The sequence below is a fragment of the Streptomyces sp. JJ38 genome, assembly GCF_019303475.1.
Taxonomy (GTDB): domain Bacteria; phylum Actinomycetota; class Actinomycetes; order Streptomycetales; family Streptomycetaceae; genus Streptomyces.
Window position 1 is genome coordinate 41,743 of record NZ_JABLSI010000020.1, and the last position, 14,679, is coordinate 56,421.

At 74.1% G+C, this 14,679-nt stretch carries 15 protein-coding genes; 10 read left to right on the forward strand and 5 right to left on the reverse strand.

Features of this window, described 5'->3' with window-relative positions:
• Window positions 1–19: 19 nt before the first annotated feature.
• Together HPT28_RS13745 and HPT28_RS13750 are read right to left on the reverse strand one after the other, a co-directional pair.
• Window positions 20–391, reverse strand: a complete 372-nt coding sequence (locus HPT28_RS13745; RefSeq protein WP_219091343.1) for a fic family toxin-antitoxin system, toxin component — start codon at window positions 389–391, stop codon at window positions 20–22.
• Entirely contained in the window at window positions 388–639 is a 252-nt protein-coding gene (locus HPT28_RS13750) for a toxin-antitoxin system HicB family antitoxin (RefSeq protein WP_219091344.1), read from the reverse strand. Before HPT28_RS13750 ends, HPT28_RS13745 begins: the two co-directional genes overlap by 4 nt.
• Window positions 640–741: 102 nt before the next feature.
• Between HPT28_RS13750 and HPT28_RS13755 the strand changes: the two genes are divergently transcribed.
• The 6 genes from HPT28_RS13755 (at window position 742) to HPT28_RS13780 (ending at window position 7,303) form a co-directional block, all read left to right on the forward strand.
• On the forward strand, window positions 742–1,173 hold the full coding sequence (locus tag HPT28_RS13755; RefSeq protein WP_374226961.1) for a GNAT family N-acetyltransferase: 432 nt from the start codon (window positions 742–744) through the stop codon (window positions 1,171–1,173).
• Window positions 1,174–1,389: 216 nt separating this feature from the next.
• Window positions 1,390–2,751 carry a hemolysin family protein gene (locus tag HPT28_RS13760; protein ID WP_219091346.1) on the forward strand — a complete coding sequence of 454 codons (1,362 nt, stop codon included), beginning with the start codon at window positions 1,390–1,392 and terminating at the stop codon, window positions 2,749–2,751.
• Window positions 2,748–3,767, forward strand: coding sequence for a hemolysin family protein (locus tag HPT28_RS13765; protein ID WP_219091347.1), 1,020 nt, complete (start codon window positions 2,748–2,750; stop codon window positions 3,765–3,767). The genes HPT28_RS13760 and HPT28_RS13765 overlap by 4 nt, the downstream gene beginning before the upstream one ends.
• A 66-nt stretch (window positions 3,768–3,833) precedes the next feature.
• Complete coding sequence (locus HPT28_RS13770; RefSeq protein WP_219091348.1) at window positions 3,834–4,616, forward strand: SGNH/GDSL hydrolase family protein; 783 nt, start codon at window positions 3,834–3,836, stop codon at window positions 4,614–4,616.
• Between the two features lie 11 nt (window positions 4,617–4,627).
• Entirely contained in the window at window positions 4,628–6,058 is a 1,431-nt protein-coding gene (purB, locus tag HPT28_RS13775) for an adenylosuccinate lyase (protein WP_219091349.1), read from the forward strand.
• A gap of 96 nt (window positions 6,059–6,154) precedes the next feature.
• A complete protein-coding gene (locus HPT28_RS13780) occupies window positions 6,155–7,303 on the forward strand; it encodes an ROK family transcriptional regulator (RefSeq protein ID WP_219091350.1) in 1,149 nt (382 codons plus the stop codon).
• Between the two features lie 29 nt (window positions 7,304–7,332).
• On the opposite strand, the gene HPT28_RS13785 is transcribed toward HPT28_RS13780, so the two are convergent.
• Window positions 7,333–8,064, reverse strand: coding sequence for a GntR family transcriptional regulator (locus HPT28_RS13785; RefSeq protein WP_219091351.1), 732 nt, complete (start codon window positions 8,062–8,064; stop codon window positions 7,333–7,335).
• A gap of 207 nt (window positions 8,065–8,271) precedes the next feature.
• Here HPT28_RS13785 and HPT28_RS13790 point away from each other — a divergent pair, with 207 nt between their 5' ends.
• Window positions 8,272–9,021, forward strand: a complete 750-nt coding sequence (locus tag HPT28_RS13790; RefSeq protein ID WP_219091352.1) for an SDR family oxidoreductase — start codon at window positions 8,272–8,274, stop codon at window positions 9,019–9,021.
• Window positions 9,022–9,134: 113 nt separating this feature from the next.
• Here HPT28_RS13790 and HPT28_RS13795 read toward each other — a convergent pair whose 3' ends face one another.
• On the reverse strand, window positions 9,135–9,365 hold the full coding sequence (locus HPT28_RS13795; protein ID WP_374226962.1) for a chaplin: 231 nt from the start codon (window positions 9,363–9,365) through the stop codon (window positions 9,135–9,137).
• Window positions 9,366–9,945: 580 nt separating this feature from the next.
• Between HPT28_RS13795 and HPT28_RS13800 the strand changes: the two genes are divergently transcribed.
• Complete coding sequence (locus HPT28_RS13800) at window positions 9,946–11,199, forward strand: GNAT family N-acetyltransferase (protein WP_257578576.1); 1,254 nt, start codon at window positions 9,946–9,948, stop codon at window positions 11,197–11,199.
• Here the strand turns inward: HPT28_RS13800 and HPT28_RS13805 are convergent.
• Window positions 11,147–12,358: a PLP-dependent aspartate aminotransferase family protein gene (locus HPT28_RS13805; RefSeq protein ID WP_219091355.1), complete on the reverse strand. Its 1,212-nt coding sequence runs from the start codon at window positions 12,356–12,358 to the stop codon at window positions 11,147–11,149. The two genes, HPT28_RS13800 and HPT28_RS13805, sit on opposite strands and share 53 nt — an antisense overlap.
• A gap of 59 nt (window positions 12,359–12,417) precedes the next feature.
• On the opposite strand from HPT28_RS13805, the gene HPT28_RS13810 reads away from it, so the two are divergent.
• Together HPT28_RS13810 and HPT28_RS13815 are read left to right on the forward strand one after the other, a co-directional pair.
• Window positions 12,418–12,936, forward strand: a complete 519-nt coding sequence (locus HPT28_RS13810) for an Lrp/AsnC family transcriptional regulator (protein ID WP_219091356.1) — start codon at window positions 12,418–12,420, stop codon at window positions 12,934–12,936.
• A gap of 47 nt (window positions 12,937–12,983) precedes the next feature.
• Entirely contained in the window at window positions 12,984–14,678 is a 1,695-nt protein-coding gene (locus HPT28_RS13815) for a DUF885 domain-containing protein (RefSeq protein WP_219091357.1), read from the forward strand.
• The last annotated feature ends 1 nt before the right edge of the window (window position 14,679 follow it).

Genomic DNA, 14,679 nt, shown 5'->3' on the forward strand with positions numbered 1-14,679 from the left:
GCTCAGCGGAGGCGGCGGCTCAGCGGGTCCAGCCGCGCAGCTCCTCGGCGATCGCGGCGACGTCGGCCGTGCCGTCCTTCACCAGGCGGGCGAGGTCCCGTATCTGTTCGGGGGACGTCGTGACCTTCAGCCCGCTGGCGACGAGGTAGGCGTAGGCGACGGCGCTGGCGTACATGGCGTTGTACCGCTCCAGGGCCGGGACGTGCAGCAGGAGCTGCAGGAGGGCCGCCGCCCGGTCGGCGGCGTCGGCGTAGACGGGGCGGCCGAAGACGGTGGCGCCGTGCCGGCTGACGGCGGCGACCAGGGCGCCGTAGTCGGTGATCCGCGGATCTCCCGGCGTCTGTTCCTCGGCGACGATGAGCAGCCACGCGAGTTCGATGTGCAGGCTCACGTACGCGGCCGGCTCCCCCGCTCCCGGCCCGGATCCAGAGGTTCGGGGAACTCGTCGGCGAAGACGGCCTCGTACTGCTTCATGAAGTCGGCCGCGGCGTCGACGAAGGTGTGGCCCACCTCCCCGGCGTCCCGCTGGACGAGTTCCTCGATGTAGCGGTTGACGCTCACCCCGCGCTGCAGCGCCTGGCGACGCGCCGTCTCGGCCGTCGCCTCGTCCACCCGGACGTTGAGCTGTGTCTTGGCCATGCCGCCACGCTAGCGCTTTCGCACTAGTAGGGGAAGGCCGCGGGAGCGGGACGGCACCGGCCGGGCTCGACATCGCGGCGGCGGAGTGCTGGGATGCGAGGTATGGGCAGTCACGGTGACGAGGTGCGCGTCCGCACGGCCCGGATCGCGGACGCCGAGGCGGTGCTGGCCTTCTGGGGCGTGGCCGCCGAGGGCGTCAGCATCAGCGACGACCGGTCCGGGGTCACCGCGCTGATCGAGCGCGACCCGCAGGCGCTCCTCCTGGCCGAGCGGGGCGGGGAACTCGTCGGCACCGTCATCGCGGGCTTCGACGGCTGGCGCTGTCACCTCTACCGGCTCGCGGTCCACCCGGCCCACCGACGGCAGGGCATCTCCACACTGCTGCTGGCCGCGGCGGAGAAGCGCTTCGCCGAGCTGGGCGGCCGGCGCGGCGACGCGATGGTGCTGGACCGCAACGAGTCGGCCCACCAGGCCTGGACGTCGGCGGGATACGCGCGGGAGCAGCAGTGGAGCCGCTGGGTCAAACACCTGTGAGCCGCCCTGAGGCTCACCGGGCCGCACGCGCCCGGGCCGCCGGCCCGCTGGGCCGCGCCCGCTGAGGAGGTGCGCTCCCCCTTCGGCTCGTACGCTGGGACCACCAGCCCACGACCGTGAGGAAGGGGGGCGGCGTCCCGCCATGGACGAACCTCCGGGTCCGCGGTGCCGAGCCCGCCGTGCGGCCGGCCGGTTCCACACGTCGGGGCCGAGGCGATGACCGAGGTCCTGCTGCTCGGGGTGGCACTGCTGCTGACGCTCGCCTGCGGCGTCTTCGTGGCCGCCGAGTTCTCCCTGACGACGGTGGAGCGCGGGCTGCTGGAGCGGGCCGCGGCGGAGCGCGAGCCCGGCGCGGCCGGGGCGCTGGCCGCCGTCCGGTCGCTGACCTTCCAGCTCTCCGGCGCGCAGCTCGGCATCACGCTGACCAGCCTGCTCATCGGCATGCTCGCGGAGCCCTCGGTCGCCACCCTGCTGCGGGGCCCCGTCGAGGCCGCCGGGCTGCCCCCGCGGGCCGCGTCCTCCACCGCGCTGGCCCTGGGTACGGCCGTCTCGACCGTCGTCCTGATGGTGGTCGGCGAGCTGGTGCCGAAGAACTGGGCGATCTCGCGTCCGCTGGCGATGGCCCGGCGCGTCGGCCCGCCGCAGCGCGCGTTCTCCGCGGCGTTCCGGCCGTTCATCCGGCACCTGAACAACACCGCGAACCGCACGCTGCACGCCATGGGCCTGCGGCCGACCGAGGAACTGGCCTCCGCGCGTTCCCCGCAGGAACTGGTGGCACTGGCCCGGCACTCGGCCGAGGAGGGCGTGCTGGAGGCCGACACCGCCGAGCTGTTCGTCCGCAGTCTACGACTGGCCGAGCTCACGGCGGAGAACGTGATGACGCCCCGGGTACGGGTGCACGCCCTGGAGGAGCGGGCCACGGCCCTGGACGTGGCCACCGCCACCCGGGCCACCGGGCTGTCCCGCTTCCCGGTCTACCGGGAGAGCCTGGACACCGTGGTGGGGGTCGTCCACATCAAGGACGTCCTGGCCGTGCCCGCCGCCGAGCGGCCCGGGCGGACGGTGGCGGGGCTCGCCCGCGAGCCGCTGCTGGTGCCGGAGTCGCTGCCCGCCGACCGGGTGCTCGACCGGCTCTCCGAGCGGCGCAGCCTCGCCGTCGTCATCGACGAGTACGGGGGCACGGCGGGCGTCCTCACGGTGGAGGACATCCTGGAGGAGGTCGTGGGCGAGGTGCGGGACGAGCACGATCCGCAGGCCGCGCCCGAGCTCGCCCCCGCCGGCCGGGACGCCGTCGGCCGCGCCCTCTACGAGGCCGGCGGCTCGACGCGGGCCGACGAGCTGGAGGCGATCGGGCTCCTGCTGCCCGAGGGGCCGTTCGAGACCCTGGCGGGTCTGATCGCCACGGAGCTCGGGCACATTCCGTCCGTCGGTGACGCGATCGAGGTGGCGGGCTGGCGCGTCGAGGTGGTCGACGCGGCCGGCCGACGGGCGGACCGGGTACGCCTGCGGGCGCCCTCGGGCACGCTCCGCCGCCGACCGGACCAGCCCGGGGACCGCGAGGGGCAGGCCGGCGGATGACGTTCCTGCAACTGTGCGTGGGCCTGCTGATGATCACGGCGAACGCCTTCTTCGTCGGCGGCGAGTTCTCGCTCATCTCGGTGCGGCGCAGCCAGATCGAGCCGCGTGCGCACGCGGGCGACCGCCGGGCCCGGCGCGTGCTGTGGGGGCTCGAGCACGTGGCCCAGCTGATGGCCACGGCCCAGCTCGGCATCACGCTGACGACCCTGGTGCTGGGCATCGTGGTCGAACCGGCCATCGAGCATCTGCTCGCCCCGGCCTTCCACGCCGCCGGGGTTCCGGAAGGGGCGAGCCACACGATCTCCTTCGTGGTCGCGCTGACCCTGGCCACCTATCTGCACATGCTGTTCGGCGAGATGGTGCCGAAGAACATCGCGCTCGCCGAACCGGAGCGCACGGCACTGCTGCTGGGGCCTCCGCTGGTGGCCCTGACCCGGGCGCTGCGCCCGGTGATCTTCGGCATCAACGCCCTGGCCAACGCGCTGCTGCGGCTGCTGCGCGTGGAGCCGCGCAGCGAGGTGGAGTCGACGTTCTCCGACGACGACCTGGCACGCATCGTGACCGACTCCGGTGCGGCCGGGCTGCTGGACGACCGGGCCACAGCCCGGTTGCGGGACGCCCTCGACCTGGGCCGGCGTCCGGTGTCGGAGGTGGTGCGGCCCGGCGCGCGGGTGGTCTCGGCCCCGATGGGCGTCACCGCCGAGGAGCTGGAGCGGCTCAGCGCGACCTCCGGCTACTCGCGGTTCCCGGTCCTCGACGCCGCGGGGCGCACGCTGGGCTACCTGCACGTGAAGGACGCGCTGGACGCACCGGCGCCGGACGCGCCCTTCCCCCGCTCGGCCCTGCGGCCCATCGCCCGCGTGGGAGCCGGGACGCCGCTGGACGACGTGCTCGCCGCCCTGCGCGGCCGGAGCACCCACCTGGCGGTGGTCGTCGAGGCCGACGGGCGCACCGTCGGACTGGTCACCCTCGGGGGCGTGCTGCGGGAGCTGATGGGCCGCCATCCGGCCCGGTGAGCCGGCCCCGCCACGGCGGAGGCGGGTCCGGGGCCGGTCAGGAAGGCCGGATACGATGACGCGGCCATGGAGACCGCACCGCAGATCAGCAGCTTCGTCGCCCTGGGGGACTCGTTCACCGAGGGCATGTCCGATCACGGCCCCGGCGGGGGCTACCGGGGGTGGGCGGACCGGCTCGCGGACCGGCTGGCCGCGCGTACCGACGGCTTCCGCTACGCCAACCTGGCCGTGCGGGGCAAGCTCATCGGCCAGATCGCCGAGGACCAGGTGGCCCGGGCGGCCGCGATGGAGGCCGACCTCGTCACACTCGTCGGTGGCCTGAACGACGTCCTGCGGCCCTCGTGCGACATGGAACGGGTGTGCGGGCTGCTGGAGCAGTCGGTGGAGCGGCTGGCCCCCGCGTGCGGGCGGCTGGTGCTGATGCGCAGCCCCGGGCGGCAGGGACCGGTGCTGGAACGCTACCGGACGCGGATGGAGACGCTGTTCGGCTTCATCGACGACCTGGCCGAACGACACGGCGCGCTGGTGGTGGACCTGTACGCCGCCCGCTCGCTCAGTGATCCCCGGCTGTGGGCCGACGACCGGCTGCATCTGACGGCCGAGGGGCACCGGCGGGTGGCGGAGGCCGTCTGGCAGCGGCTGGGTCACCCGGCCGAGTGCGACTGGGACGAGCCGCTGCCTCCGTCGGAACCGCCGGCCTGGCACCTGCGGCGCCGCGCCGATCTGCGGTTCGCCCGGGAGCACTTGGCGCCCTGGATCGGACGGCGCCTGACCGGCCGGTCCTCCGGGGACGGGCTGCTGCCCAAGCGTCCCGACCTCACGCCGCTGGCCTGCGAGGACACCCCGTAGAATGCGGGAGCGTGACTGACAAGCCGCGCATCCCGAACGTCCTCGCCAACCGCTACGCGTCCGCGCGGTTGGCGCTCCTGTGGTCTCCGGAGTACAAGGTGACCCTGGAGCGCCGGCTGTGGCTGGCCGTGCTGCGGGCTCAGCGGGACCTGGGCGTCGACGTGCCGGAGGCCGCGCTGGCCGACTACGAGCGCGTTCTGGAGGACGTCGACCTCATCTCGATCGCCCGCCGGGAGCAGGTCACCCGGCACGACGTGAAGGCGCGCATCGAGGAGTTCAACGCGCTGGCCGGGCACGAGCAGGTTCACAAGGGCATGACGTCCCGCGACCTGACGGAGAACGTCGAGCAGCTCCAGATCCGGCTCTCGCTGGAGCTGGTGCGCGACCGCACCGTGGCCCTGCTGGCCCGGCTCGGCAAGCTGGCCGGTGAGCACGCCGCCCTGGTGATGGCGGGCCGTTCGCACAACGTGGCCGCCCAGGCCACGACGCTCGGCAAGCGGTTCGCGACGGCGGCCGACGAGCTGCTGGTGGCCTACGCGCGGCTGGAGGACCTCCTCGGCCGGTACCCGCTGCGCGGCGTGAAGGGCCCGGTCGGCACCTCCCAGGACATGCTGGACCTGCTCGGCGGAGACACGGCCAAGCTGGCGGAGCTGGAGCGGCGGATCGCTGTCCACCTGGGCTTCGGACGGAACTTCACCTCGGTCGGTCAGGTCTACCCGCGCTCGCTGGACTACGACGTCGTCAGCGCGCTGGTGCAGCTCGCCGCGGCGCCGTCCTCCCTCGCCAAGACGATCCGGCTCATGGCCGGGCAGGAGCTGGTGACGGAGGGCTTCAAGGAGGGCCAGGTCGGGTCCTCGGCGATGCCGCACAAGATGAACACCCGCTCGTGCGAGCGGGTGAACGGGCTGGCCGTGATCCTGCGCGGCTACGCCTCGATGGCCGGAGAGCTGGCCGGCGACCAGTGGAACGAGGGCGACGTCTCCTGCTCGGTGGTGCGCCGGGTCGCGCTGCCGGACGCGTTCTTCGCGTTCGACGGCATGCTGGAGACCTTCCTGACGGTCCTGGACGAGTTCGGCGCCTTCCCGGCCGTCGTGGCCCGGGAGCTGGACCGCTACCTGCCGTTCCTGGCGACGACCAAGGTGCTCATGGCCGCCGTCCGCGCCGGTGTGGGCCGCGAGACGGCACACGAGGCCATCAAGGAGCACGCCGTCGCCTCCGCCCTGGCCCTGCGGGCCGGCGGGGAGCGCAACGAGCTCCTGGACCGGCTCGCGGCCGACGCGCGCATCCCCCTCGACCGGCCGGGGCTGGAGGAGCTGATGGCCGACCGTCTGGCGTTCACCGGCGCCGCCGAGGACCAGGTCGCGGCCGTCGTCGCGCAGATCGAGGACATCACGCGCAAGCACCCTGAGGCCGCCGCCTACACCCCGGGGGACATTCTCTGACCGCGGCCCGCGTCCGTTGCCGCACCGCGGCGGCTTCGTCGTGACGTGCGCAGGCGGATACCATCCGGGCCACACGCTCGGTGCGGGGAGGCGACTGTGGCCAGGCTGACCGGCGGAGACCCGTCGCTGCTGCGCAGGATCAACTCCGCCGTCGTGCTGCGCGCGCTGCGCGGCGCCGAGGGCCCTCCGACGCTGACCGAACTGGTCGGCGAGACGGGGCTGTCGCGGCCCACGGTCGAGGGCGTCGTCGACGGCCTGGTGACCGCCGGCCTCGTCACCGAGGCCGCGGACGTCGCGACCGCGCGCCGGCAGGGCCGGCCGGCCCGCCGTTACCGCTTCCGGGCCGAAGCGGGGCATCTGCTGGGCGTGGAGATCGGCCCGCACCGGGTGTCGGCGGTGCTGTCCGACCTCACCGGCGGGATCGTGGGCCGCGCGGAGCGGCCGGTGCACGAGACCTCCGACGCCGACGAGCGGCTGGAGCGGGTCCGTTCCGTCGTGTCGGAGCTGCTGCGCCGCAGCGAGGTGGCCCGCTCGACGCTGCGCGCGGTGGGTGTGGGAACGCCCGGGATCGTCCGGTCCGACGGCAGTGTGCGGCTGTGCACCGCGCTGCCGGGCTGGACGGGTCTGCCGCTGGCCGAGCGGCTGCGGCGGTCGTTCCGGTGCCCGGTGCTGGTGGAGAACGACGCCAACGCGGCCGTGCTCGCCGAGCGCTGGCAGGGGGTCGCCGAGGGCTGCGAGGACGTCGTGATGGTGCTGGCCGGCCTCAGCCCCGGGGCCGGCTCGCTCATCGGCGGGCGGCTGCACCGGGGGTACGGGGGCGCGGCGGGCGAGATCGGGGCGCTGCACCTGCTGGGCCGGGAGGCGGCGCCGGAGCGGCTGCTGTCCACGGGCGAGGAGCCGCTGCACCCGCTGGACGAGGCGGCGGTCGCCCGGGTGTTCCGGCGGGCCGGGGACGGCGACGAGCAGGCGCGGCGGGCCGTCGACCGGTTCGTCCGGCGGCTGGTGCACGACGTGGCGGCGCTGGTGCTGGCGCTGGATCCGGAGCTGGTGGTGATCGGCGGCTGGGCGGCCGGGCTCGACGGCGTCCTCGCGCCGCTGCGGGCGGAGCTGGAACGCTACTGCCTGCGGCCGCCGAGGGTCGAGCTGTCGGTGCTGGGTGAGAGTGCCGTGCCCGTCGGGGCCCTGCGGCTGGCGCTCGACCACGTCGAGGAGCAGCTGTTCTCGGTGCAGGCCGGGCCCGCGTAGGCACCGGCCCGCGGGCGGGGCGTCGGCCCTCAGCCCGCCAGGAGCTCGCCGCCCGGGAGGTCACCGAAGACCAGGCGGCAGGTGTCGGCCCGGTAGGTGGCCACGGTGACCGCGACGGTCGCGCCCCGCACGAGGTAGCGGGTGGTGACGACGAGGACAGGGGCGCCGGGGAGCCGGTCGAGGCGGCGGGCGTCGTCCGCCCGGGCCGAACCCAGCTCTACCGAACGCTCGGAGCGCTCCACCTGTCGGCCGTGGAGGGCGGCCAGGACGGCGGCGCCTCGCTCCGCGCCCTCCTCGGGAAGCTCACCGGTGAGGGCGGGCGTGACGTACAGGATCTCCGTCGCCACGGGCTGGCCGTGCTCGGTGCGCACCCGGCGCACGGTGTGGCAGGGGCCGCTCCCATGCTCGCCGAGCAGCGCGGCGACGGCGGCGGGGGGCGCGGTGAGCGTGCACCCCTCCGTTCGCCACGCGTCGCCGGACCGGCCCGCCCAGGCGTCGGCGCCCGGCGCGACGTCCACACCCATGCGGGGTGGTGCCACCGTGGTGCCCACACCGCGCCGCCGCTGTAGGCGCCCCTCCAGCTCCAGCTGCTCCAGGGCCTGGCGGAGCGTGGCCCGGGCGACTCCGTAACGGGCTGCCAGTTCCCGTTCGTTGGGAAGAATCTGCCCCACGGCGAACTCGGAGTCGAGCGCCTCGGACAGCACCGTCCTCAGGTGCCAGTACTTCGGTTCCGGTACCGCTTCCACCTGTGTGGTCCCCACCCTGGCCTCCCCAATCGCCGCGTCTGCGCCGGTTTTTCACCCGGTTCTTTTTTAAAGCTTGTTGCGTATGCCTGGTGACACTAGGACGCGGCACCAGGTTGGTCAAGACCAATCGGCCCCGGGTGGTGTGTCACCCAGTGCCCCGGAACCGGTGGGATAGCGTCCTGGCCGGGCGGCGCGGGGGCGCCGACGGGCGAGGAGAGCAGCATGACGCAGCAGGTCACCGTGGTCACCGGCGGCAGCCGGGGTATCGGGGCGGCCGTCGCCCGGCGGCTGGCCGTCTCCGGACACCACGTGGGGGTCGGGTTCGTCCACGCGCGGGAGGCGGCCGAACAGACGGTCGCGGCCGTGCGGGAGGCGGGCGGGCGGGCCGTCGCGGTCCGGGTGGACACCACGGTGGAGGCGGAGGTGGACACCCTGTTCGACACGGTGGCCGAACGGCTCGGGCCCGTCACGGGGCTGGTGAACAACGCCGGCGTCACCGGCCCCCTCGGCCGGGTGACCGAGACCTCCACCGAGGCGATGCGCCGGGTCGTCGAGGTCAACGTGCTGGGCGCGCTGTACTGCGCGCGGCGGGCGGTGTCGGTGATGTCGCGGCGGTACGGCGGCCCCGGCGGCGCGATCGTCAACATCTCCTCAGGCGCGGCCACGTTGGGCGGGCCGGGCGAGTACGTCCACTACGCCGCGAGCAAGGCGGCGCTCGACGCGCTGACGGTCGGGCTGGCCAAGGAACAGGCCGAGGACGGGGTGCGGGTGAACGCCGTCCAGCCGGGGATGATCGTCACGGACATCCACGCCGCGATGGGCGACCCGGAGCGGCCGTGGCGGCGGCCGGAGCGGGTCCCCATGCGCCGGCCGGGCCAGCCGGAGGAGGTCGCGGGAGCCGTGGCCTGGCTGCTGTCCCCCGAGGCCTCCTACACCACGGGCGCGATCCTGCGGGTCGCCGGAGGTCTGTGAGACGCCGCGGAGGCCGGGCCCCGAGGGTGTCGGGGGCCCGGCCTCGCGGTGGGATCGGAGCACGGTGCCGGGCCGGTGCACGGCGGTCTGGTGCCCCGGCGTCCTCGACGGTGTCAGTCGTTGACGCAGAGGTTGCCGGCCGCGGGGTTCAGCGCCCCGAGGAGGTTCACGCTGTTGCCGCAGATGTTGAGCTGCGTGTGGATGGGGATCTGGACGACGTTGCCCGAGAGCACGCCCGGGGAGCCGACGGCCGCGCCCTCGGCTTCCGCGTCGGCCGAGGCGGTGCCCGCGCCGGTGAGGATGACGGCGGTGGCTGCCGCGAGCATCGCCGCGGTCTTCGCCATGCGTCGCATGGTGGGGTCTCCTTCTTCTGTGGCTTGGCTGGCTGGCTCCCCGGGGGCCGCGGTGGCCGGTGACGGCGGGGGACGCGGGCCGGTGAACCACTGCCGAGGATCGGTGGTGCCGGTTCCGGGACCCGGTTGCGAGCCTGCGCCGGGCCCGATATTCATCCGAAGGAGGGAGGATCGGCCCGGCGTTCCGCCGAGCGGCCCCGGCGGCCTGTCCTCGGCCACGGGCTTGGCCGAGGGCCCTGTTCCGCACCGGCTGACGGAGCATTACGATCCGGAAACGGGTCGGACGCCGGTACCCGACGTCACCGCTCGCGCCGCGCCACCGCCACGCGTTCCGCCACGGCCGCCCGGTCCGGGTGCCGCAGGAACATCGGGGCCGCGCGAGACGTTGGGAAGACGGAGTCGCGGCAGCCCGCGCGCCGACCCGCGTCGGGCGGCACGACCGGCCACCCGAACGTCAATCTCGGAACGGCTTGATATGGCGGAAATGGCTTCCAAACCGACAGAACCATCCTTAACCCGTCGGTCACAGACCGTTCGTGACCAGGCAACACCTGTGCCCAAGGATGTACGCATGGCTGAACCGTCGAACGTTTCCACCGCCCCCGCCACGCCCGCTTCCACGGGCCGCGGGAACCGCCGGCGCATGGCGTGGTGGCCACGCCGTGGCAGGCACGGGGCACCGCCACCCGATACCGGGGCGGGCGTCGCGGCCGAACCCGCCGCGGGCTCGCGTGCCGAAGCGGCCACCGTGCTGTGGCGGATGCGGACGACGGTGGACGAGCGCCCCGGGGCCCTCGCCGCGCTGTGCGCGGCGCTGGCGGACAGCGCCGTGGACATCCTCGCCCTGCAGACCCACCCCCTGGGCGAGTCGGCGACGGTGGACGAGTTCATGCTCCGCGCCCCGGCCGAGCTGGCGAGGGCCCGCCTGGTGGCGATGGCGTCGGCCGGCGGGGGCCGGGACACCTGGCTGGAGCGGGCGGACGCGCACGAGCTCGTCGACGTCCCGACGCGGGTGCTGTCCATCGCGACCCGGACGGCGCTGGACACCGCGGAACTACCCCTGGCCCTGCGGTCCCTGCTGGGGCGCTGCACGATCCGCTCGATCCCCGCCGTCTCCCTGACAGGCCGGCCCATGGGCGACCCGGTGCCCCCGGAAGGGGTGCTGGAGGACACGGTGCTGCGCCTGCCGGACGCCTCGGGCGGCACGATCGTGGTGGAGCGTCCCCAGCTTCCGTTCACCCCGGCCGAGTTCGCCCGGGCCCGGGCGCTGGTGCAGCTGGACACCCGGCTGGGGCAGCGCGTCCCGCGCAGCCGGGATCTGCTGACCCTGCCGGAGGGCAACGCGATCACGGTCCGCCGTGCTGACCCGAACGACCTGGAAGACGCCCGGGCCATGCACGACCGCTGCTCCGAAGCCACGCTGACGCTGCGCTACCACGGCCCCGTGCACGACGCCGACCGCTACCTGGCGCACCTGTTGTCGCCGCGGTTCGGCCGCACCCTGACGGCGGAGACGGCCTCGGGCCGGCTCGTCGCCCTCGGCCACCTGCTGTGGGACGGGGACGAGGCCGAGGTGGCCCTCCTCGTGGAGGACGACTGGCAGCACCGCGGCATCGGCGGCGAGTTGCTCGGCCGCCTGGTGGACATGGCGGTGGAGGCCGGGTTCGAGAACGTCTACGCCGTCACCCGCGCCGCCAACACCGGAATGATCGCCACCATGCGCGGCCTCGGACTGCCGCTGGACTACCAGATCGAGGAGGGCACCATGGTGATCAGCGCGCCGCTGGCTCCGGTCGCCGCCGCTCCGGCTGCCGAAGGCCGCTGAGGGCTTGGTCCAGGTCCCGCCACAGGTCCTCGACATCCTCCAGCCCCACGGACATCCGCAGCAGCTTCTCGCTGATGCCTCCCGCCGTGCGGTCGTTCTCGTCGACGATCCGGTGGCTGATCGACCCCGGGTGCTGGATGAGGGTGTCCACGCTGCCGAGGCTGACCGCCGGCGTGATCAGCCGCACCCCGGCGATCACCTCGTGCGGATCGTCGGCGACCTCGAAAGCCACCATGGCGCCGCCCAGCCGCGGGTAGTGCACGGCGGTGATCCTGGGGTCGGCGGCGAGCCGACGGGCCAGCTCGGCCGCGGTGGCCGACTGCGCCCTCATCCGGACCGGCAGCGTGGAGAGTCCGCGCAGCAGGAGATACCCCGCCAGCGGGTGCAGCACACCGCCGGTGGCGAACCGGATGCGGCGCAGGTCGCGGGCGAAGGCCTCGTCACAGGCCACCACGCCGCCGAGCACGTCCCCGTGGCCGCCGAGGTACTTCGTCGCGCTGTGCAGGACGAACCGGGCCCCGTGCTCCCGCGGGCGCTGGAGGACGGGGGTGGCGAAGGTGTTGTCCACGAGCAGCGGCACCTCGCCGCAGGCCCGGGCGACGGCCGCGAGGTCCACTTCGGCCAGGGTTGGGTTGGCGGGCGTCTCCACCATCACCAGGGCGGTGTCGGCGCGGATGGCGTCGGCGATCCCGTCCGGGTCCGTCCAGGTGACCTCGGTGCCCAGCAGCCCGCTGGTCAGCAGGTGGTCGCTGCAGCCGTACAGCGGCCGCACGGCCACGACGTGTCGCAGTCCGGCCGCCGACCGGGCCAGCAGGACGGCGGTCAGCGCGGCCATGCCGCTGGCGAAGGCGACGGCGGACTCCGTGTCCTCCAGTCTGGCCAGCGCCCGCTCGAAGCGCGCGACGGTGGGGTTGTCCAGCCGCGCGTAGACGGGCGGCCCTTGGAGCTGGGCGCCCGTCGCCGCGAACTCGTCCAGACGCAGGCCTTCGCCCCGGCTGTCGGGGCTCGGGTAGGTGGTGGACAGGTCCAGCGGAGCGGCGTGCAGGCCGAGGGCGGCGAGGTCCTCGCGCCCGGCGTGTACGGCGTGGGTGGCCAGCGCGCCCGGGAAGGGGGATGGTTCCGGGCTGCCGGGCGTACCCGTCAGAGGTGTCGTGTCCATGCATGCATGCTGAACACCTACCGGCCCGTAGTGGATGATGGCCGTGCTACGTTCGGCCGATGGCCGATTCCGTCCGCCTTGATCCGGTCGATCTGGAGATCCTGCGGCTCCTCCAGAACGATGCCCGGACGACGTACCGCGACCTCGCCGCAGCCGTGGGGCTGGCTCCCTCGACCTGTCTGGACCGGGTGACGAGGCTGCGCCGCAGCGGGGTCATCCTCGGGCACGAGCTCCGGCTGGACCCGGCGAAGCTCGGCCGCTCGCTGGAGGCGCTGCTGCTCGTGCAGGTGAGGCCGCACCGCCGGGAGCTGATCGGGCCGTTCGTCGAACGGGTCCGGGCGCTGCCCGAGTCCCGGTCCCTGTTCCATCTGACCGGCCCGGACGACTACCTCGTGCACGTGGCCGTCACCGGAACCGCCGACCTCCAGCGGCTCGTGCTGGACGAGTTCACCGCCCGCAAGGAGGTCGCCCGCGTGGAGACGCGCCTGATCTTCCAGCACTGGTCGTGCGGGCCCCTGCTGCCGCCGGAAGAGCCGGGCGGCGGCAGCGGGCAGCAGCCACCCGGGCCGAAGGCCTGAGCACAACTCCCGTGACGTGTGCGATCTTCCGTATGAGGATGAACCCCATGTCCGAGACCACGCAGGCACCTCCGCTCCCCCGACAGCTCGCCGACGGCTTCGTCGACTCCCTTGTCCGTCTCGACCCCGTGCTCGGCACCGAGCTGGGCGTCCCCGGGACCGACGCGCTGCTGCCCGACCTCTCGCCCGACGGCCGGCGGGCCCTGGCCGACCTCCACCGTTCGACGCTCGCGGAGCTCGCCCCCTCCGCCGCGCGGCCCGAGGCCGCCGACCCGCTGGAGCAGCGCTGTGCCCGCCTGCTCCGGGAGCGCCTGGAGGCGCACCTCGCCGTCCACGACGCGGGCGAGCACCTGCGGGCGATCAACAACCTGTCCTCGCCGGTGCACGAGATGCGCATGGCGTTCACGATGATGCCCACGGAGACCAGCGAGCACTGGGCGACCGTGGCCCAGCGGCTGAGGGGTGTCCCGCAGGCGGTGGCGGGCTACCGGCAGACGCTGGCGGCCGGGCTGGACAAGGGGCTGCACGGCGGGCCCCGGCAGGCCGAGACGGTCATCGGCCAGCTCGCCCAGTGGGCCGGCTCGCCCGGTTCCGGCGGCTGGTTCGGGGACTTCACGGCCGGCGCCCCGGAGACGCTGCGCGCCGAGCTGGACACGGCGGCGCAGAGGGCCGCGACGGCCGTGGACGAGCTGCGGAGCTGGCTGAAGGACGTCTACGCCCCCGCGATCGCGGAGGCGCCGGACACGGTCGGCCGGGAGCGCTACGCCCGTTGGGTGCGGTACTGGAACGGTGCCGATCTGGACCTGGAGGAGGCCTACGCCTACGGCTGGTCCGAGTTCCACCGGCTGGCCGCCGAGATGCGGCGGGAGGCCGCGCGCATCCTCCCGGACGCCTCCGACCCGTGGGCGGTGATGCGTCACCTACGCGACCACGGACAGGTCGTCGAGGGCGTGGAGACGACCCGGGCGTGGCTGCAGGAACTCATGGACGAGGCCATCTCGGCCCTGGACGGCGCCCACTTCGATCTGGCCGGGCCCGTCCGCCGGGTGGAGTCCATGATCGCTCCCCCGGGCGGCGCCGCTGCCCCGTACTACACGACGCCCTCGCTCGACTTCTCCCGTCCGGGCCGCACCTGGCTGCCCACCATGGGCAACGAGCGGTTCCCCGTGTACGACCTCGTCACCACCTGGTACCACGAGGGTGTGCCCGGACACCATCTGCAGCTCGCGCAGTGGGTGTACAAGGCGGACAGCCTCTCCCGCTACCAGACGACGGTGGGCATGGTCAGTGCCAACGCGGAGGGCTGGGCGCTGTACGCCGAGCGGCTCATGGACGAGCTGGGCTTCCTGTCCGACCCCGAACGCCGGATCGGCTATCTGGACGCCCAGATGATGCGGTCGATCCGGGTGATCGTCGACATCGGGATGCATCTGGGTCTGCGCATCCCGCAGGACTCCCCCTTCCGCCCCGGTGAGCGGTGGACCCCCCGGCTGGCGCACGAGTTCTTCGGCCGGCACTCCGGGCAGGACGCGGACACCGTGGAGAGCGAGGTCGTGCGCTACCTCGGCATGCCGGGGCAGGCCATCGGCTACAAGCTGGGCGAGCGCGTGTGGCTGCGGGGCCGGGAGGCCGCCCGCGCGCGGCACGGGGCGGCCTTCGACGCCAAGCGCTGGCACATGGAGGCACTCTCCCAGGGTTCGCTGGGGCTGGACGACCTGGCGTTGGAGCTGGCCGTGCTGTGAC